Raw genomic sequence first — 18,941 nt, 5'->3', positions numbered from 1 at the left:
CCAACAGTCTCAAAGGAGATTCAGCGCATGACGACCGACCTCCGCCCCAAGTTCATCACCTTCGACTGTTACGGCACGCTCACCGCGTTCGGGATGTCCAAGCTCACCCGTGGTCTGGTCGCCGACCGCGTCCCCGCCGACCGCATGGAGGCCTTCCTCGACGACTTCGAGGCGTACCGCATCGACGAGGTCCTCGGCGCCTACCAGCCCTACCCCGACGTCATCACCAGCGCGCTGAAGCGCGCGTGCAAGTTGTGGGGCATCGGGTACCGCGACGCGGACGGCCAGGCCATCGTCGACGCCGTACCGACCTGGGGCCCCCACCCGGACGTGCCCGAGGCGCTGCGCACCGTCGCCGCGCACTACCCGCTGGTCATCCTCTCCAACGCGGCGGACAGCCAGATCGGTTCGAACGTCGAGAAGCTCGGCGCGCCCTTCCACGCCGTGTTCACCGCCGAGCAGGCCCAGGCGTACAAGCCGCGCCTCCAGGCCTTCGAGTACATGCTCGACCAGCTCGGCTGCGAACCGGCCGACCTCCTGCACGTCTCGTCCAGCCTGCGCTACGACCTGATACCGGCCCATGACCTGCGCATCACCAACAAGGTCTACGTCAACCGGGGTTACGAACCGAGCGTCCCGTACTACGGCTACCACGAGATCAGCGACCTGACCGGGCTGCCCACCCTGCTCGGCCTGTGAGCGCCGCCGTGAAGCCCGTGCCGTACTGGCTCGACACCGCCCCGGCACGCCCCGACCGCACCGCGACCGAGATCGACGGCAGCACCGACATCGCCGTGGTCGGCGCCGGGCTGACCGGGCTGTCCGCCGCCGTCCACCTGGCCCGCAAGGGCGCCCAGGTGACCGTACTGGAAAGCGAGTCGGTGGGCTGGGGTGCCTCGGGACGCAACGGCGGGATGTGCACCACCGGCCTGGCCATCGGCTTCCGCACGGCAGTCGAACGCTACGGAATCCCGACCGCGAAGGCCCTCTACCTCGCTTACAACGAAGCGATCGACACGGTGGAGAAGCTGACTGTCGAGGAGGGCATCGACTGCGACTTCACCCGCACCGGCAAACTCAACCTGGCCGCCAAGCCCGCCCACTACGACAACCTGGCCCGCACTCACGAGGCACTCGCCGAGCTCATCGGCTACGAAACAATCCTGATCCCCCGTCACAAACTCAGCTCCGAGGTCGGCACCGGCTACTACTACGGCGCGATGGCCGATCCGCAGGGCGCCGGTCTGCACGTCGGCAAGTTCGTGCGGGGCCTCGCGGACGCGGCGGAGCGCCTGGGCGTGCGTATCCACGAGAAGGCGCCGGTGACCGGGCTGAAACGTGTCTCCGGCACCCAGCACGACCTGACGACACCCGTCGGCACCGTGCGGGCGGACAAGGTCCTGGTCGCCACCAGCGGGTACACGAGCTCCCCGTTCCGCTGGCTGCGCAACCGGATCGTCCCCGTGGGCAGCTTCATCGTCGTCACGGAGCCTCTGGAGCAGGCCGTGGTCGACGAGTTGATGCCCACGCGTCGCATGGCCTCGGACTCGCGCAACATCCTGTACTACTTCCGCATCACACCGGACAACCGGCTGCTGTTCGGCGGCCGGGCGCGGTTCGCGATGTCGAATCCGCAGTCCGATCTGAAGAGCGGGCGCATCCTGCGCAAGGGGATGCTGTCGGTCTTCCCGCAGCTGGCGAACGTCGGCATCGACTACTGCTGGGGCGGTCTGGTCGACCTGAGCCTCGACCAGATGGTGCACGCCGGCGAGCGGGACGGGCTGTACTACTCCGTCGGCTACTCCGGGCACGGCGTGCAGATGGCCACCCATATGGGCCGGCAGATGGCCGAGGTGCTCGACGGCCGTCCGGAGGCCAACCCCTGGCGAGGCCTGAAGTTCCCGCACGTGCCCGGGCACTACTTCGGTCCGCCGTGGTTCCTGCCTCTGGCCGGCGCCTACTACCGGGCGCTCGACGCCATCAAATAGCGAGGAAGTGAGCCAGGGATGGTCCGATTCGCTCTGCGACGACTGCTGGTGCTGCTCGTCGCCCTGCTCGCGGTGTCCGTCGTCACCTTCCTCATCCCGTATCTGAGCGGCGGAGACCCGGTGCGCACCATTCTGCGCTCCCGGGTCTCCGGCCAGGCCCTCGACCCGGCGGCGGTCGAGGCGCTGCGCCGGGAACTCGGCCTGGACCGGCCGCTGGTGGTGCAGTACCTGGAGTGGCTCGGGCGGGCGGTGCGCGGGGACTTCGGTCTGTCGTTCACCAGCCGGACCCCGGTCGACCAGTTGCTGGGGAGCGCGCTCGGTGTGTCGCTCACCCTGACCGTGATCGCCCTGGGGCTCGCGTTCGTGGCGGCGCTTCCGCTCGGCACGATCGCGGCGCTGCGGCCCGGCAAACGGGTCGACACCGCGGTGACGTTCGTGACGCAGAGCTTCGTGGCCGTCCCCGAGTACTGGCTGGCGCCGGTCCTGGTGCTGGTCTTCTCCCAGCAGTTGGGCTGGCTGCCGTCGGCGGGCTGGCGCACACCGGCCTATCTGGTCCTGCCCGCCGTCACCCTCGCCCTGCGGCCGCTCGCGTACTTCACCCAGGTCACCCGGGCGGCCATGGTCGACGTGCTCCGGGCGCCGTACATCACCGCCGCGAGAGCCAGAGGGCTCAGCCGTCCGCAGACCCTGGTGCGGCACGCCCTGCGCAACGGGCTGCTGCCGGTGATGACACTGTTCTCGCTCTGGTTCGCGGGGCTGCTGGGCGGCTCGGTGGTGGTCGAGGTGATCTTCGCGGTGCCGGGGATGGGCCAGCTCGTCTACAAGGCGGTGGTCAACCACGACATCCCGATCATCCAGGCCGGGATTCTCAGCATCGTGGCCCTGGCGGTGCTCATCACGACGTTCACCGATGTTCTGTACGCGACGGTCAATCCGGCTGTGAGGTTGCGCGATGGCTCTGTCTAGTCACGTCTCGTCCGGATTTGTCTCCGACCGCCTGGGGCGGGGGCTGCGCTTCACCCGGGGGCGGCACTGGACGCTCCGCGTCGGCGCGACGGTGTTCGCGGTCGTCGTGGCCGTCCTGGTGCTGACGCCGTGGATCGCGCCGTACGACCCGGCCGACCAGGACCTCTCCCGCCGGCTGGCCGGTTTCAGCGCCGAGCACTGGCTGGGCACCGACCAGCTCGGCCGGGACGTGCTCAGCCGGCTGATGTACGGCGGACGCTTCTCCGTCACCATCGCCGCCGTCACACTGGTGCTGGGGGCCGTCATCGGCATACTGCTCGGCGCGGTGAGCGCGCGACGGGGCGGGCTCCTCGACGAGATTCTCATGCGCACCGTGGACCTGCTCATCGCGATCCCCGACGTGGTCGTCGCGCTGCTGCTGATCGCGGTGTTCGGCACCGGGTACGGGACGCTGATCGCGGCCCTGACGGCGGTGGGCTGGACGCCGTTCGCCCGGCTGATGCGCGGCCTCACCCTGGAGATCAACGCCAAGGGCTATATCGAGGCCGCGGAGGCGCTGGGCTGCTCCAAGTCGTTCATCATCTTCCGGCACGTCATCCCGAACGCGCTCCGGCCGATGCTGGCGCTGGGCTTCCTGCGCTTCGGGCACAAACTGATCACCGTCGGCGGCCTGTCCTACCTGGGCCTGGGAGTGCGGCCGCCGGACTCCGACTGGGGCGCCATGCTCCTGGACGCCCAGCCCTACATGGCGCGGATGCCGATGCTGGTCATCCTGCCCGGAGCGGCGATCTTCCTGACCGCGCTGAGCGTCACCCTGATCGGACAGGGAGCCGAGATCATCCGTACACAACAGAAAACAGCAATAACAGAAGGACCGACCCGATGACCGACCACCCCCTCCCGCCCGTTCCCCGCCCTGCGGTGCACCGCCGGACGCTCGCCACCACCGTGACCGAGCAGATCCGCGACGGCGTGCACCAAGGCGCCTTTCCGCCCGGCCACCAGTTCAACGAAGCGGAACTGGCCGAGCGGCTGGGCGTGAGCCGGGGACCGGTCCGGGAGAGCCTCCAACGCCTTGTCCACGAAGGCCTGTTGGAACGGCATGCGCACCGTGGCGTGTTCGTGCCCGTCCTCACCGAGGAGGATGTCCTGGACATTTTCTACGCCCGGTTCGCGCTGGAGGCCGCGGCCTTCCGCCGCGTCATGTCCGCCCGGCCATCCCATCTCGTCGACGCGCTGAGCACCACCGTCGACGAGATCGCGAGGGCTGTGGAGAACGACGACTGGGAGACCGTGGGCCACCTCGACCTGCACTTCCACAGCCAGGTGATCGAGGCCGCGGGCAGTCCCCGGCTGAGCCGCATGTACACCAGCCTGATCTCCGAGACCCGGCTGTGCCTGGCTCTCATGGCCGACGTCCACCCCGCCCGCCAGGACCTGCTGCATGAGCACCGGGAACTGACCGAGCTCATCGCCGGCGGCGACGTGGAGACAGTGATCTCCACGCTCACCCGGCACTTCGACGAAGCCACGGTGACCCTGCGCAGACGCCTGCGCGAGTCCCACGAGCAGCGCCACCCGGAACCCCCGGCCCCTGACCCGGCATGCCCCTCCCACGAGGACCCCCGAGGAGCTGCACCATGCACCTTCGCCCACGCACTTCACCGACCCCACCCGAGCCCGCCCGAGGCGCCGAACTCACCATCAGCGACCTCCGCGTGGAGTTTCCCGGCATGCCCGCCGGCGGCACCCCTCCCGTCGACGGCCTCGATCTGACCGTAGGACCGGGACAGATCGTCGCCCTGGTCGGCGAGTCCGGCTCCGGCAAAAGCCTCACCGCCCTCGCCATCACCGGGCTGCTGCCGCCCGGCGCCCGGATCACCGCCGGCCACGTCACACTCGACGACGAGGACCTGGCAGGCTGTTCCGACCGACGTATGAACCACATCCGCGGCAACCGGGTGGCCATGCTGTTCCAGCAGCCCAAGGCCACCCTCGACCCCACCGCCACAGTGTGCGGCCAGGTCGCCGAACCGCTGTGGCTGCACCGCGGCCTCAGCTGCCGGCAGGCCCGCGCCAGGGTGGCCGGACTGCTGCGGGACGTCGGGATCGCCGACCCCGAGCGGGTGGCGGGTTCGTACCCCCACCAGCTCTCCGGCGGCATGGCCCAGCGCGTCATGATCGCCGCGGCGCTGGCCGGCGACCCCGGACTGCTGATCGCGGACGAACCGACGACCGCGCTCGACGTCACCGTCCAGGCCCAGATCCTCGCCCTGCTGCGGCGCAAGCAGCGGGAGAGAGGGCTTTCGGTGCTGCTCATCACCCACGACCTGGGGATCGTCGCCTCGCTCGCCGACCGGGTGGCCGTCATGTACGCGGGGCGCATCGTCGAGGACGGCACCGCCCGGGAGATCTTCGCCGACCCCCGACACCCCTACACCAAAGCCCTGTTGCGGGCCTCGCTGCTGCGGTCCGAGGACGGCCGCCTGTACTCCATCGCGGGCAGTACCGCCCAGTCGCGGAGCCTCGACCACGGCTGCCGCTTCCGCCCGCGCTGCTCGGTGGCGGAGGAACTCGGCATCTCCCGCGAGTGCGAGAACGCCGAACCCACGCTCCACTCCTGCGGCGACGACCACAACAGCCGATGTTGGGCCCCGCCCACGCCGGACGCACACGAACGGATGGCGGGAGTATGACGGCGCCGGCACCCGTCGACCTGCCCACGCCCTCGCCGCGTGCCCCGCTGGTCGTCGTGGAGGACCTCGTCAAGCACTACCCGGCCGCAGGCGGGGGGTGGGGCAGGAAGAAGCGTGTCCACTCGGTGGACGGCGTCTCGTTCGAGATCGGGCCCGGCGAAGTCCTGGGACTGGTGGGCGAGTCGGGGTGCGGCAAGAGCACCCTGGCCAGGGCGGTGCTCGGCCTGACCCCGGTGGACTCCGGACGGGTGCTGTTCGACGGCACCGACATCGCACAGACCAAGGACCGGGACCGCAGAGCGCTACGGCGGTCGATGCAACTCGTCTTCCAGGACCCGCTGTCCGCCTTCGACCCCCGCATGCGGCTGGGCACCAGCCTCGAAGCACCGCTGACCCAGCACGGGCTGGGCTCGCGGGACGAGCGCAAGGAACGTATCGCCGAGGCACTCGGGCAGGTCGGACTGGACGAGACGTACCTGGACCGGCTGCCGCACGAATGCTCCGGCGGCCAGCTGCAACGGGCGGTCGTGGCACGGGCCCTGCTGCTGCGCCCCCGCTTCCTGGTCTGCGACGAGCCGACGTCCGCCCTCGACGCCTCCAACCGCGCCCACATCCTCAACCTGCTCGTCGACCTCAGGGACCGGCTCGGGCTGACCCTGCTGATGATCTCCCACGATCTGCGGGTCGTACGGCACCTCTGCGACCGCGTGGCCGTGATGTACCTCGGCAAGGTACTCGAAGTGGCACCGCGCCACGACCTGTTCGAGAACCCCGCCCATCCCTACACCCGGGCCTTGCTGGCGTCGTCGCTCCCCGAGTCGCCGGAGGCCCAGGGAACCTTCAGCACCCTGCAGGGCGAACCGCCGAGCCCGCTCAGCCCTCCCCCGGGGTGCCGGTTCCACACCCGGTGTCCCAAGACCCAGCACCGGTGCGGTACCGAGGCACCGGGCTGGTACCGGGCCAAGGCCGAACAGCACCAGGTGTCCTGCCACTTCCCGGGCCCCTGAGGCCGCACCGCACCCTTCAGCAACTCAGCTCCACGAGAGGAATCACATGCCCACGCACGAACACGAGGCCGCTCACCAGCCGCACGACCACCAGCACGGTGACGGGCACAAGCACCAGCACGACGGCCACGCGCACGGCCACGCTGAGGGACACGACCACGGCCACGCTCATGGGCACGACCACGGTCACGGTCACAGCCACCCCGGGGGTCTCCGCGGCGCTTTCCTGGAGATCTTCCGCCCCCACAGCCACGACGCCGCCGATTCCACCGACACTGCACTGGAGTCGTCCGAGGACGGCATCCGCGCCCTCAAGATCAGCCTGGTCGCCCTGATGGTGACGGCGCTGCTGCAGCTGGTCGTCGTCGCCATCTCCGGTTCGGTCGCGCTGCTCGCCGACACCATCCACAACTTCTCCGACGCCCTCACCGCGTTGCCGCTGTGGGCCGCCTTCGCGCTGGCCCGCCGCGCCGCCTCCCGTCGCTACACCTACGGCTACGGACGCGCCGAGGATCTGGCCGGCCTCTTCATCGTCCTCATGATCGCGGTCTCGGCGGTCGTCGCCGCCTGGCAGTCGGTCGAGCGGCTGCGCAACCCCCAGGAGATCAACGACGTGTGGCTGGTCGTGGCCGCAGGCATCATCGGATTCGCCGGCAACGAGCTCGTCGCCTCGTACCGCATCCGCGTGGGCCGCCGCATCGGCTCCGCCGCGCTCGTCGCCGACGGACTGCACGCCCGCACCGACGGACTGACCTCGCTCGCGGTGGTCCTCGGCGCGGTCGGCGTCCTGCTCGGCTTCCCGCTGGCCGATCCGATCGTCGGCCTGCTGATCACCGTCGCCATCCTCCTGGTGCTGCGCGGCGCGGTCCGCGACATCTACCGAAGGCTGATGGACGGCGTGGACCCGGAGATGGTCGCCGCGGCGGAGGAGCGGATCTCCGGTGTGCCCGGTGTCGTCCAGATCGAGACGGTCCGTATGCGCTGGCTCGGGCACCGGGTGCACGCGGAGGTGGCCGTGGTCGTCGACCGCGAGAAGTCGCTCGTCGAGTCGCACGACATCGCCGAGGAGATACGGCATCAACTGCTGCACGGCGTCCCGAAGCTGCAGGACGCCCTGGTGCACGTGAGTCCGAGCGGCGACGGTGAGCAGGACGTCCACCACGCAGTCGCCCACCACTTCGCCAAGGTGTCGTGATGGCGACGCCCAACTCCGCACCGGCACTGGTCAGACCGTTGACCTGGCAGCCGCCCGGCGGCGCGATGTGGTCCGGCCGCTGGGTGGACGGCACCGCGTCCTTCCCTGTGCACGACCCCGAGGACGGCAGTCTCCTGGGCTATGTCACCGACGCGACCGAAGCGGAGGTCGAGGAGGCGGTACGCGCCGTCGCTGCCGCCGCCCACGGCACGCACTGGCCGGCGTGGGAGCGCCGGGAAGCCCTGACGGCGGCCGCCGCGCTGGTCCTCGAACGCCGGGAACTGCTCATCGGGATCATCTCGCGGGAGAGCAGCAAGACCGTGCGGGAGGCGGGGAGCGAGATCTTCCGTGCGGCGGAGACGCTGCGGCTCTCCGCCGCGCAGGCGGGCCACCTCACCGGCGAGACCCTGCCCTTCGCCGACACACCGCGCGGCGAGGGCCGCCTCGGCTGGTACACACGGGAGCCCGTCGGCGTGGTCGCCGCCATCACGCCGTTCAACGACCCGCTCAACCTGGTCGCCCACAAACTGGGCCCGGCTCTGGTGGCGGGCAACGGCGTCGTCCTCAAACCCGCCGAGCGCACGCCGCTGACGGCACTGGCCTTCGCCCAGATCCTGCTGGACGCGGGCGTACCCGCCGACCGGTTCGCCGTCGTCCCCGGCTCCGGCAGCCGGGCCGGACGGGCACTGGCCGGCCATCCCCTCGTCGACCTGGTGTCCTTCACCGGCGGACCGGGGACCGGGGATGCGGTGGCGCGCGCCGCCGGAGCGAAGAAGACCCTCATGGAACTCGGCGGCAACAACGCCGTCCTGGTCCTGGCCGACGCGGACTGGCGACTGGCGGCCCGCGCCGTGGTGGAGGGCGCCTTCGGTGTGGCCGGGCAGAACTGCCTTTCCGTACAACGGGTGTTCGTCGCCGCGCCGCTGGCACGCCGGTTCATCGAGCAGGTGGCGGCCGGGGCCCGCGCGCTCCGTGTGGGCAGCAAGTCCGATCCCCGTACGGACGTCGGCCCGCTCATTCACGAACGGGAGGCGATACGGGTCGGGGAATGGGTCGAGGAGGCGCTGCAGGGCGGTGCGGTGGCCCGCGCGGGCTGCCGCCGCGAGGGCGCCTACTACTGGCCCTCCGTACTGACCGGCGTACCCGAGCACGCCCGGCTGATGACCGAGGAGATCTTCGGCCCGGTCGTCACCATCCACTCGTTCGCCACGATCGACGAAGCCGTGACGAGGACGAACGCCACCCCGTACGGCCTGCAGGCCGGCGTCTTCACCCGGGACCTCGACCAGGCCGTCACGATCGCGGAACGCCTGCGTGTGGGCGCTGTGATGGTCAACGACAGCAGCGACTTCCGCATCGACGCAATGCCGTTCGGCGGCCCGAAGCGTTCCGGCGTCGGCCGGGAGGGCATCCGCTCCGCCGTGGAGGCCATGACGGAACCCAAGGTCGTGGCCATCCGGCAGCAGAGCGTGCCCACGGACTGACCGCGAGTCAGAGGGCTCGCACCGTGCAGACGCGGTGCTGGCCAGGAGTGCTGCGACCGTCCCAGGAAGCTCGGGACCCTGGAGCGCTGCCCATCCGAGCACAGCCGAAGCCGGCGCCCACCGTCCGTCCTTCGTCGTTGAAGGCCGCATGGTCGTCGGCGGCCGGCTCCGCGGGACGGCCCTCCGCCGCGCCGCAGTGGCCGTCCGGCAGACCGCGGGCGCCTGTCACCGGGTTCTGGACGCCCTGCGCGCCTGATCGCGCCGCAGCCACCACTCGCACCGGTCGGTTTGTCCGGCCGACCGGTGCGGGGGACAGTGGTCAGGCCCGGGACCGCACGGCCGCCCGGCCCGGGACCCGGTGCACTTCAAGCTCACACGGTGGCCTCCTGTGCCCCCGTGGTCCTCGCCGCGCGCAGCCTGCGCGCGGCGAGTATCCCTCCCCAGCGGCCAGGACGACCGCCGCGACGAGCACAGTCAGCGCCGTCGTCCGGCTGATCCCCAGGACCGTATCGCCCTCACCACACGGACGGTGCGGATGTCACCGCGCCTTCGATCCCGCAGTCGGTCCCCTGGCCGGAGGGCCGAGTCCGGGCGGTGGCGCAGTACTTCACGCAGGGCCTGATCCTCCTTCGCGACCGGGATCTTGCGGCGCACGGCCCTCCGGTTCCGAGTCGGCCGGTTCGGGCCGGAAGGCCCTGGGCAGCCAGTGGGCCGCGGCGCACACGCACACCCCGAGCCAGCCGGCGGCCAGTAACCAGCCGCCGACGACATCGGTGAACCAGTGCACACCGAGGTAGACACGGGTCAGTCCGACCGTCAGGCCCCAGCAACCGACGGCAACGCGCAGGGCCGTGCCGCCGCGCGGGGCGCGCAGGGTGAGCGCGAGGACGAGCAGACCGGCGGTCAGCACCGCCGTGGTGCTGTGCTCCGAGGGGAACGCCCAGCCGCTCGCGTGCGCCGTCCAGGCCTCCTGCGGCGGGCGCGGCCGGTGCAGGAGCTCCATCACGCCGTACCGCAGCGCCTGCCCGGTGGCGAGGCAGGCGAGGCCGAACGCCACGGCGAGCAGCCGCTGCCGCACGGTCCGCCCGACCAGGGCACCGGCCAGCGCGACGAGGACGTACGGGATCGCGCCCGTGCCGGTGGCGGTCACGCCACGTGCCAGGGCACGCATGATCTCCGGACGGTGGCCAACGGCCCAGGTGAGCAGAGCGGGGTCGGGCCAGAGCGGCTGCCCGGCGCCGGCCACGACGCTCATGGCCAGCACCGCGAACGCCGTCCATGTGCCAAGGCCAGTGCTGCCGGCCAGTTCGGCGACGTCCCTGCGGTTCACGAGGCCGGCAGGAGCGGACGCAGCGGGGACACCGTCGGCTGGGACGACGGGGCCACGGGTGTGGTCATCGGCGTGAGTCCCTTCCTCGCGGACGGCCGGGTACACGACGCCGAACTCGCCTCCGACCCGGCCCGGCCGACCGTGACCACGATCCTTTCCCGGCTGCACGCGAAAGGCACCCTGGAACGGGGGCGACAGGGCCGCGGCTACGCCTACCGGCCCATAGATGACCCGCACGGCCTGACCGCCCTGCTCATGTACGGCGAACTCGACCGTGACAGCCACCGGGCGACGGTCCTGCGCCGGCTGCTGGACGTCAGAAGCCCGGAGCCGCCGTGGAAGGGGGCGCACCACGTCTCTCGTACAGCCCGCGCACGACGGCCAGCCATGCCACCGCGGGTAGTTCGGGGATACGGTCGTGGCTCGCGTCGACCAGGAGTTCCTCCAGGACCAGACGGGCCGTCTCGCCCTGGTCCGACGCGAGTCCGCCGAGGAAACGGGCGACCTCCTCGGCGTGAGCCGCGGCCCGAGGCTGCACGAGCCATCGGAAGAACCAGCAGGTCATGCCGGCGGTGCGCCGTGCGTGCAGGGGGCCGAGCAGCTTCTCCTCGGGAGCGGGAGTCACCTGGAAATCGACGGCGAGCAGTCGCCGTAGCAGGTCATGGGCCGCGTCGTCCGAGCGCACGGACTGCGGGAGCCGCTCCAGGACGATGTTCTGCGCCGCGTACGGCATGCGCTGTTCGAGTACGCGCAGCAGGTCGTCGTGGTGTGCGCGGTCCAGGCGTTCCTCCACCGCGCGACGGAGCTCGCCGACGTGCCCCGTGGGGTTCGCCGTACGGGTCAGGTCCTCGACCGGTAGGGCAGTTGCGCGGTCAGGCGGGCGTGCCAAGGAGTGGGGCCGCCACCGCCGTGACGGTCAACGCGGGTCGCCTTCGGCCTGATCCACAACCCGCTGACCACGGCGGCCGCGGCACACGGCGGCGCGGCCATCGAGATGCAGGGCCGCGCCATCAAAGCGGGTGTCGGCGACGAGTACTTCGCGGCGGCCGAGCGATCCATCCCGCTCGACCGCCGCAGGCAGTGTCGAGGAGGAGGCGGGCGCCGTCCACCTGCTTGCACTGCGGAGTCGGACTACATCTCCGGGCTCAGGAGGGGCAACCGGAGTCGGCGATCACGAAGTAACCGGGGCCGGTCTCCTCCAGGGTGTGGGTCTCGAACAGGTTGTACAGGCCCATGTACTGGTTGGAGCCGTTGGCGTAGACGTACCCGAGGCTCTGGTGGGCCCGGCCGGCGGCCACCTGGTTGTAGTTGCTGTCGGAGTAGCACTGGTGGGTCGCGCCGGTGGTCGTGGCCTGGACGGCTGCCGAGGACACACCCACCTCGCCGGAGCCGTCAACGGTGGCCACGGTGTAGCCGTAGGTGGTGCCGGAGGAGAGCCCGGTGTCGGTGAAGGAGGTCGAGGACGGCGTGCCGACCTGGGCGCCGCCGCGGTAGACACGATAGGAGGCCGCACCCGCGACCGTGTTCCAGGACAACGAGACCGAGGTGTCGGTGGTGGAGGTGGCGGTGAGCCCGGACGGCGCGGGCAGACTGCCGCCGCCGTCCGCGGCGGCCAGACCCCAGAACTGGCCGATCCGGTACGAGGCGCAGATGTTCATGTCCGGGAAGTACTGGCCGGCGACGCCGCACTGGGTGGCTCCGCTGCCCGGGTCGACCGGCTGGCCATGGCCCATGCCGGTGATGGAGTACGACTCGACCACGTCCCTGCCGGAGCCGTCGCGGTACACCTTGTGCGGGTAGCCCTGGACGGTGTCACTGACGTCGGCGACGGTGTCCGTGCGGTGCACGTCGGTCCACTGCTCGACGATCTCGGTCATGTTCATCGGCTTGACCGTGCCATCGGCGGAGCCGTGCCAGACCGACATCGTCGGATACGGGCCCGAGTACGAGGGGTATGCGGCGCGCACCTTGTCGCCCCACTGCCGCGGGCTGAGGTCGGATCCGGGGTTCATGCAGCTCAGCCCCGCCGACACCGACCGGGCGCAGTCGAACGGGATGCCGGCGACCACCGCCGCCCCGCTGAAGACGTCCGGGTAGGAGGCGGCCATGACGGAGGTCATCGCTCCGCCGGCGGACAGGCCGGTGACGTAGACGCGCGCGGGGTCCGTGCCGTGGTCGGCGGCCGTCCGGTCGACCATCTGCCTGATGGACAGCGCCTCCCCCTGCCCCCGGGAGAAGTCCGAGGACTGGAACCAGTTGAAGCAGGAGTTGGCGTTGTTGATCGCCTTCTGCTGGGGCAGCACCAGCGCGAAGCCCCAGGCGTCGGCCCACTTCGTCCAGCCGGTCTCGTCGTCGTAGGCCGCCGCGGACTGGGTGCAGCCGTGCAGGGCGACGACGAGCGGACGCCCGGTCGGCAGTCCGTCGGGGACGTAGCGGAACATCTGCAGATTGCCCGGGTTGGAGCCGAAGCCGGTCACCTCCTTCAGGCTCGCGGCCCGAGCCGGAGCGGAGGTGAAGCCGAGGACGAGGGCGATGAGGGAGAGGACGAGAGCCGCTGCGAAGGCGCGGCGCGAGCGTGGAGTGCGGGCGGGGCCGAGCAGCGGAGCGTGTGGGGTGCGTGGATGCATGGTGCCGCCTCGGTGGTCGCGATGGGGGGAGAGACGGGGGCGCCTCGGTGGTCCGGCGCTGAACACCGTTGCACCGTCCCGTAGTTACGGCGAAGTTACGGCCGTCCGGTCGGCGTGGTAATGGCGATGCGCTCCACCCCGCGCGGGCACGGGCTGTGGTCCGGCACCGTTGCGGCACCACTGCGGCACGACAACGGCCCCGGCAGCGGACGCGATGCGGCTGCCGGGGCGAGGGCCGGCGCGTGCCGACGTCAGCTCAGCGAGCTGGAGGCCGCCATCGCGGTCGCCGCGCTGTTTGCGGGCCTTCCAATCGTGCGCGAGGCCTTTACCGCACTCAAAGGTTGCACTACTTTTCGGCAAGATTCAGCAACTGCTTTCAAACCAACGGCGCCTGGGACCGGCGCCGGGGGCTCTCCCTGCCTACCTTCAGGAGCCGCCGTGTCTTCGTTCCCCCTTGCCCGCACGCCCGGAAGACGCCGCCTTGGCATACGCACCGCCACAGCGGTCCTCGCCGCCACCGCGGCTCTCGCCGCACCGCTCGCCCTCGACGGCCTCACCACCCCGGCCGCGGCCGCGAGCGGCGGACCGCTGGGCGCCCGTTACGACGCGACCGGCGCGAACGTGGAGTTCCGGATCTACTCCTCCCGCGCCACCCGCATCGACCTGTACCTGTACCGGACGGCGACCGGCAGCCAGGAGGCCGCCGCCCTCCAGCTCACCAAGGACTCCGCGACCAACGTCTGGTCCGTGACGGTCCCCAAGGCCACGCTCGAGCAGCAGTACGGCATCACCGGCCCCGTCTACTACGGTTACCGGGCCTGGGGACCCAACTGGCCCTACAACGCGGCGTGGACCAAGGGTTCAACCGCGGGCTTCGTCACGGACGTCGACGCGGCCGGCAACCGGTTCAACCCGAACAAGCTGCTGACCGACCCCTACGCCCGTGAGCTCACCCACGACCCGGTCACCCCCACCGCCACCGATGCCTCGGTCTACGGCACCGGCCCTCAGCACCGCGCCGTCGACAGCGCCCCACAGGCCCCCAAGGGCATCGTCCTGGCCGCGGACGCCACCAGCACCGGAACCAAGCCCACCCGGGCCCTCAAGGACGATGTCGTCTACGAAGTGCATGTGCGCGGACTCACCAAGAGCGACCCGTCCGTGCCCACCGCCTACCGCGGCACCTACAAGGGCGCTGCCCTCAAGGCGGCCGACCTGGCCGCTCTCGGCGTCACCGCGGTGGAGTTCCTGCCCGTGCAGGAGACCCAGAACGACGCCAACGACGTGAACCCGACCAGCACGGCCGGGGACAACTACTGGGGCTACTCCACCCTCAACTACTTCGCGCCGGACCGCCGTTACGCCGCCGACCAGAGCGCCGGAGGTCCCACCCGCGAGTTCAAGGAGATGGTGAAAGCGTTCCACGACAAAGGGATCAAGGTCTTCACCGACGTCGTCTACAACCACACCGGTGAGGGCGGCCCCTGGAACGCGAGCGACAAGAACACCTACAACCTGTTCTCCCTGCGCGGCCTGGACAACCCCACCTACTACTCACTCACCAGTGACATGCAGAGTCCGTGGGACAACACCGGCGTCGGCGGCAACGTCAACACGTACAACCCCGTCACACGAGACCTGATCACGGATTCGCTGGCGTACTGGAAGGACACCCTCGGCGTCGACGGCTTCCGCTTCGACCTCGCGCCGGTCCTCGGCAACACCTGCCGGCACGGCTGCTTCCAGTACAGCCGCACCGACCCGAACACCGCGCTGAACCGCATCACCGCCCTGATGCCCGCCCGTCCCGCCCCGGGCGGATCCGGCACCGACTGGATAGCCGAACCGTGGGCCCTGGGCAGCGGCACCTACCAGGTCGGCAACTTCCCGGCCGGATGGTCCGAATGGAACGACAAGTTCCGTGACACCGTGCGCCGCGACCAGAACGCGCTGGGCGTGGAGAACGTCACCCCCAGCGACCTGGCCACCCGCTTCGCCGGCTCCTCCGACCTCTACCAGCCGAACGGCCGCGCACCCTTCAACTCCGTCAACTTCGTGGTCGCGCACGACGGGTTCACCCTCGCCGACCTGTACCGCTGCAACACGAAGAACAACAACCAGCCTTGGCCGTACGGCCCGTCCGACGGCGGCTCGGACCGCAACCTGTCCTGGGACCAGTCCGGCAACGCGGCCGATCAACGCAAGGCCGCCCGCAACGGTCTCGCCCTGCTGATGCTGTCCGCCGGTACGCCGATGATGACCGGCGGCGACGAGTACCTGCGCTCGACCAACTGCAACAACAACCCCTACAACCTGGACTCCTCGGCCAACTGGCTCACCACGAACCGGACCGCCGACCAGAGCACCTTCCGCACCTATGCCGAGCGCATGATCGCCTTCCGCAAGGCACACCCGGCCCTGCGCCCGGCGGACTTCTACAGTCCCGCAGACGGCAACGGCAACGGCATGGGCGAACTGGACTGGTTCACCCCCGCAGGCAGCGCACCCGACGGCACCTACTGGGGCAACCCCGACAACCACGCCCTCGCCTGGCGCTACGACGGCACCGAACTCGGCGATCCCAGCAGCGCTATCTACGTCGCCTACAACGGCTGGTCGGGCGACGTCGACTTCACACTCCCGTCCCCCGGGGTGGGCAAGACCTGGTACCGCGTCACCGACACCTCCACCTGGGCTGAAGGCACCGACCAGGTCGCCCGCCCCGGCAGCGAGGCCCTGATCGGCGGCACCGGCACCGTCTACCGGCTGGGCGGCCGGGCCGCACTGGTCCTGATCGCCAAGTAACCGCCGGACCGCAACAGCACCACCCCCCGGCCGTATCCCCACCTCGGCCCCGGCACGAGGAGTTCCCCCACCGTGAACCGCCCACTCCGACCCGGCAGAAGGCGGCGGCCCCGGCCGCTGACCACCCTCTCCGGCAAGTCCCACTACAACGGTGACCTGTGGTCCACGGCCGGACCAGTTCCGGGTCGGGGTGTAGTAGTACACGGCGACGGAGCACCGAGGCCGCCCACCCGCCGCCGACGGCCCCGCCGACCGCACAGCAGGTGAAACACTCTTCGTCCTCGACCGCCGCCGCGCAGCCCACCCCGCGCAGCCGCTCGGGCACCGCGTCGAGCCCCAGCACCGTCTCCCGGTGCTCGCCGGCCACGCCGAAGGCATCCCAGCCCGAAGGCATCCCACGCTGTTCTGGGACTCACCGATGACTGTCGGTGCCGCGTTCATCCGGTGAGAATCGGGCGGCCTCGAAGACCGGAACCGCCCCCGCTGTCCGGGGCATCGCCGTGCCTTCCGGGTACCGGAGCCCGGATGCGCCTCGGCGGGACGGGTGACAGACTGAAGCCTCGTGAACGGTGGTCTGTGGCAGAGGGCCCGGACTGCCTCCTACCTGCCCTCTCTGTGTTGCATCCCAGCAGCGATCGATCCGTTTGCTGACCTGTTGGGAACTGTCCAGGCTTCTGAAACACAGGACCGACCGGACGAGACGGCTCTTCTGATCGTCGGCCCGTATGGAGTCGGACACGGAGGTGATCATGCGTGATGACTGGAGGGACGCAAGGGAACCGCGTCCGGACGGCGGTGATCTCCCGTGAGTGCGGCCGAAGAAGGAGTCCGTCCGGCACCCGGAGGACTGGCCGGCCAGACGGTCGTGGTGGTGGGAGGCAGCGCGGGTATCGGTCTGGAAACCGCGCGACAAGTACGCGCGGCCGGTGGCGAGGTGGTACTCGCGGCGCGCAGCGCCGAACGTCTGCAGCAGGCGGCGGACGAGCTGAGTCCCCTGAGCACGGCCGCGTTCGACGCCTTCGACACCGATCGCCTGGAGCACTTCCTGCACGACCTGCCCGGGCAGGTCGACCATGTGTTGGTCACGGCGGGCGGCCCGACGTACACACCCCTCGCCGACATCGACCTGGCCGACGCCGGACGTGACTTCGGCGGGCGTATCGCGATGATGCTGGCGGCGGCGCGGGCGAGCCGGGAGAAGGTGAGGCCCGGAGGAACGCTGCTGTTCATCGGCGGGACCGGCGGCCGGCAGCCGGCGGTCGGGATGGCCGTGATGGGCGCTCTCACCGCGGCGCTGCCGGCGCTGACCGCCAACCTGGCACTGGAGGTCGCCCCGGTCCGGGTCAACCTCATCGCGGCCGGGTTTGTGGACACCCCCCTGTCGGCCGCCCTGCTGGGTGACCAACTTGAGGCACGCCGGGAGCAGTTGAGGAAGACACTCCCCATTGGCCGGGTGGTCGGTCCGGCGGATGTCGCCGCGCTGGCGCTGCACATCATGGCCAACAGCGCCCTCACCGGCGCCACCTACGACATCGACGGCGGCCAGCAACTCGTCGCGCACTGATCGCCCGATCAGCAGCCCAGGGCTCCACGGCTGCATCGACGCCCGGGGGCCCGGAACCGACGGTCGGCTCAGCGACCTACCCCCGAATCGGCGTGCAGCAGTGCGGCCGCACCAGGATCTGGTCGTCGTTGCGCGCGGCGCGGATCTGGAGGCTTGACGCGCTGTTCACCAGCTGATTCCGGCCGCCACCGGCAGGTGGTCGCTGCCGGTGGCCGGCAGGACCCACGAGCTTGCCGGCTCCACGCCGCGGACCAGGATCTGGTCGATCCGCGCCACCGGGAACTTCGCCGGCCAGCTGAAGCCGAAACCGTCGCCGGCCGCGTCCTGGACCGAGTGCAGCTGCGAGGTGATGCCGGCGAACGCGCGGTCGTCCGTGGTGCCGTTCAGGTCGCCGAGCAGCACGACCCGCTCGTTCGGCTCGGCGGCGACGGCCTCGGCGAGCGCCTGCGCGCCGCGGTCCCGGCTGTCCGTCCAAAAGCCATTCCTGGGAAGCACGCGTACGGACCCCAGGTGGGCCACATACACCGCCAGCGGACCCTGGTCCGTGGCCACCGTGGTGCGCAGCGCCCGGTTGTAGCCCATCTTGATGTCGACCGGCTTTGTGTCCCCCAGCGGCCCGTAGTCCATCTTGGTGTCGACCGGCTTGGTGTCCGACAGCGGCAGCTTGCTCCACAGCCCGACCGTGCCCTGCACCGTGTGGTACGGGTACGTCTTCGCCAGCTCCTTCTCGTACTGCGGCTTCGCCTGCGGGGTGATCTCCTCCAGGGCCAGCACGTCCGCGCCGGAGGCGGCCAGGTCGCGGGCGGTGCCGGCCGGGTCGGGGTTGTCGGCGCCGACGTTGTGACTGGCCACGGTGAGGGCGCTGCCCGAGTGGGACTTGTCGCTGAGCAGCCCGCCGAAGAGGCTCAGCCATACCGTGACCGGCAGCAGCAGCGCGACCACCGCGGAGGCGGAGCGACGCCACAGCGCCCCGGCCGCCAGCACCGGGATGAACAGGCCGAACCACGGCAGGAAGGTCTCCGCCAGGCTGCCGAGGCCCCCGATCCGGTTCGGGATCCAGGCGTGCAGCATGATGAACAGGCCCAGCAGCAGCGCCAGCGCCGCGAGCACCGGGCCGCGCTTCCACGGCCCCGGCCGGGAGGCGATGTGGATCGCCCGGCGGATGCCCGCGCGCCAGGTGGTGGAGCCGGTATCCCGGTGGCCGCCGCGAGCCTGTGCGGGCTCCGTCGTGTCCACCTGCGTCATCGTCCGTCCTCGCTCACCGTCGGTGCTGCCCGTA

15 protein-coding genes and 1 pseudogene are annotated in these 18,941 nt (G+C 70.7%); 12 read left to right on the top strand and 4 right to left on the bottom strand.

Going from position 1 to position 18,941, the window contains the following annotated elements; translation table 11 throughout:
* Positions 1-27: 27 nt before the first annotated feature.
* Genes E0500_RS19910 through E0500_RS19870 form a run of 9 tightly spaced genes read left to right on the top strand, consistent with a single transcriptional unit; the run spans position 28 to position 9,336 of the window.
* Complete coding sequence (locus tag E0500_RS19910) at positions 28-699, top strand: haloacid dehalogenase type II (RefSeq protein WP_131566850.1); 672 nt, start codon at positions 28-30, stop codon at positions 697-699.
* On the top strand, positions 696-1,988 hold the full coding sequence (locus E0500_RS19905) for an FAD-binding oxidoreductase (protein WP_309505104.1): 1,293 nt from the start codon (positions 696-698) through the stop codon (positions 1,986-1,988). The genes E0500_RS19910 and E0500_RS19905 overlap by 4 nt, the downstream gene beginning before the upstream one ends.
* Before the next feature lie 18 nt (positions 1,989-2,006).
* Positions 2,007-2,954, top strand: a complete 948-nt coding sequence (locus E0500_RS19900) for an ABC transporter permease (RefSeq protein WP_131566847.1) — start codon at positions 2,007-2,009, stop codon at positions 2,952-2,954.
* Positions 2,941-3,840 (top strand): ABC transporter permease, encoded by a 900-nt coding sequence (locus E0500_RS19895; RefSeq protein WP_131566845.1) that lies wholly within the window; start codon positions 2,941-2,943, stop codon positions 3,838-3,840. Before E0500_RS19900 ends, E0500_RS19895 begins: the two co-directional genes overlap by 14 nt.
* Positions 3,837-4,730: a GntR family transcriptional regulator gene (locus tag E0500_RS19890; RefSeq protein ID WP_181587060.1), complete on the top strand. Its 894-nt coding sequence runs from the start codon at positions 3,837-3,839 to the stop codon at positions 4,728-4,730. Before E0500_RS19895 ends, E0500_RS19890 begins: the two co-directional genes overlap by 4 nt.
* Complete coding sequence (locus E0500_RS19885) at positions 4,688-5,650, top strand: ABC transporter ATP-binding protein (RefSeq protein ID WP_181587286.1); 963 nt, start codon at positions 4,688-4,690, stop codon at positions 5,648-5,650. The genes E0500_RS19890 and E0500_RS19885 overlap by 43 nt, the downstream gene beginning before the upstream one ends.
* The gene (locus E0500_RS19880; protein WP_258572858.1) at positions 5,647-6,657 is read left to right on the top strand and encodes an ABC transporter ATP-binding protein; all 1,011 of its coding nucleotides are present in this window, start codon (positions 5,647-5,649) and stop codon (positions 6,655-6,657) included. Before E0500_RS19885 ends, E0500_RS19880 begins: the two co-directional genes overlap by 4 nt.
* Before the next feature lie 46 nt (positions 6,658-6,703).
* Positions 6,704-7,852 (top strand): cation diffusion facilitator family transporter, encoded by a 1,149-nt coding sequence (locus E0500_RS19875; protein ID WP_131566831.1) that lies wholly within the window; start codon positions 6,704-6,706, stop codon positions 7,850-7,852.
* Positions 7,852-9,336, top strand: a complete 1,485-nt coding sequence (locus E0500_RS19870) for an aldehyde dehydrogenase family protein (RefSeq protein WP_131566828.1) — start codon at positions 7,852-7,854, stop codon at positions 9,334-9,336. Before E0500_RS19875 ends, E0500_RS19870 begins: the two co-directional genes overlap by 1 nt.
* Before the next feature lie 607 nt (positions 9,337-9,943).
* Here the strand turns inward: E0500_RS19870 and E0500_RS19865 are convergent.
* Positions 9,944-10,666 carry a phosphatase PAP2 family protein gene (locus E0500_RS19865; protein WP_131566878.1) on the bottom strand — a complete coding sequence of 241 codons (723 nt, stop codon included), beginning with the start codon at positions 10,664-10,666 and terminating at the stop codon, positions 9,944-9,946.
* Between the two features lie 60 nt (positions 10,667-10,726).
* On the opposite strand from E0500_RS19865, the pseudogene E0500_RS43930 reads away from it, so the two are divergent.
* Positions 10,727-10,960, top strand: a pseudogene (locus E0500_RS43930) (BlaI/MecI/CopY family transcriptional regulator); the annotation flags it as partial.
* Positions 10,961-10,982: 22 nt separating this feature from the next.
* On the opposite strand, the gene E0500_RS43925 reads toward E0500_RS43930, so the two are convergent.
* Together E0500_RS43925 and E0500_RS19855 are read right to left on the bottom strand one after the other, a co-directional pair.
* Positions 10,983-11,555: a hypothetical protein gene (locus tag E0500_RS43925; protein ID WP_258572856.1), complete on the bottom strand. Its 573-nt coding sequence runs from the start codon at positions 11,553-11,555 to the stop codon at positions 10,983-10,985.
* A 256-nt stretch (positions 11,556-11,811) separates the two neighbouring features.
* Entirely contained in the window at positions 11,812-13,293 is a 1,482-nt protein-coding gene (locus tag E0500_RS19855) for a PHB depolymerase family esterase (RefSeq protein ID WP_131566824.1), read from the bottom strand.
* A gap of 438 nt (positions 13,294-13,731) precedes the next feature.
* Between E0500_RS19855 and E0500_RS19850 the strand changes: the two genes are divergently transcribed.
* Both E0500_RS19850 and E0500_RS19845 read left to right on the top strand, forming a co-directional pair.
* Entirely contained in the window at positions 13,732-16,098 is a 2,367-nt protein-coding gene (locus E0500_RS19850) for a glycogen-debranching protein (RefSeq protein ID WP_220140552.1), read from the top strand.
* An 805-nt stretch (positions 16,099-16,903) separates the two neighbouring features.
* Positions 16,904-17,662: an SDR family oxidoreductase gene (locus tag E0500_RS19845; protein WP_131570331.1), complete on the top strand. Its 759-nt coding sequence runs from the start codon at positions 16,904-16,906 to the stop codon at positions 17,660-17,662.
* Between the two features lie 165 nt (positions 17,663-17,827).
* Here the strand turns inward: E0500_RS19845 and E0500_RS19840 are convergent, their stop codons facing one another.
* Positions 17,828-18,907 (bottom strand): endonuclease/exonuclease/phosphatase family protein, encoded by a 1,080-nt coding sequence (locus E0500_RS19840; RefSeq protein ID WP_131570333.1) that lies wholly within the window; start codon positions 18,905-18,907, stop codon positions 17,828-17,830.
* Positions 18,908-18,941: the final 34 nt, after the last annotated feature.

It is taken from the genome of Streptomyces sp. KM273126, assembly GCF_004337435.2.
In the GTDB taxonomy this organism is placed as follows: Bacteria; Actinomycetota; Actinomycetes; order Streptomycetales; family Streptomycetaceae; genus Streptomyces; species Streptomyces acidicola.
This window is presented reverse-complemented; position numbering and strand designations above follow the sequence as displayed.

Bases quoted from the DNA above. Each gene is read 5' to 3' on its own strand.
- E0500_RS19885 (WP_181587286.1), top strand. From the start codon at position 4,688: ATGCCCGCCGGCGGCACCCCTCCCGTCGACGGCCTCGATCTGACCGTA.
- E0500_RS19875 (WP_131566831.1), top strand. From the start codon at position 6,704: ATGCCCACGCACGAACACGAGGCCGCTCACCAGCCGCACGACCACCAG.
- E0500_RS19840 (WP_131570333.1), bottom strand. From the start codon at position 18,907: ATGACGCAGGTGGACACGACGGAGCCCGCACAGGCTCGCGGCGGCCAC.
- E0500_RS19890 (WP_181587060.1), top strand. From the start codon at position 3,837: ATGACCGACCACCCCCTCCCGCCCGTTCCCCGCCCTGCGGTGCACCGC.
- E0500_RS19855 (WP_131566824.1), bottom strand. From the start codon at position 13,293: ATGCATCCACGCACCCCACACGCTCCGCTGCTCGGCCCCGCCCGCACT.
- E0500_RS19900 (WP_131566847.1), top strand. From the start codon at position 2,007: ATGGTCCGATTCGCTCTGCGACGACTGCTGGTGCTGCTCGTCGCCCTG.
- E0500_RS19870 (WP_131566828.1), top strand. From the start codon at position 7,852: ATGGCGACGCCCAACTCCGCACCGGCACTGGTCAGACCGTTGACCTGG.
- E0500_RS19895 (WP_131566845.1), top strand. From the start codon at position 2,941: ATGGCTCTGTCTAGTCACGTCTCGTCCGGATTTGTCTCCGACCGCCTG.
- E0500_RS19880 (WP_258572858.1), top strand. From the start codon at position 5,647: ATGACGGCGCCGGCACCCGTCGACCTGCCCACGCCCTCGCCGCGTGCC.
- E0500_RS19910 (WP_131566850.1), top strand. From the start codon at position 28: ATGACGACCGACCTCCGCCCCAAGTTCATCACCTTCGACTGTTACGGC.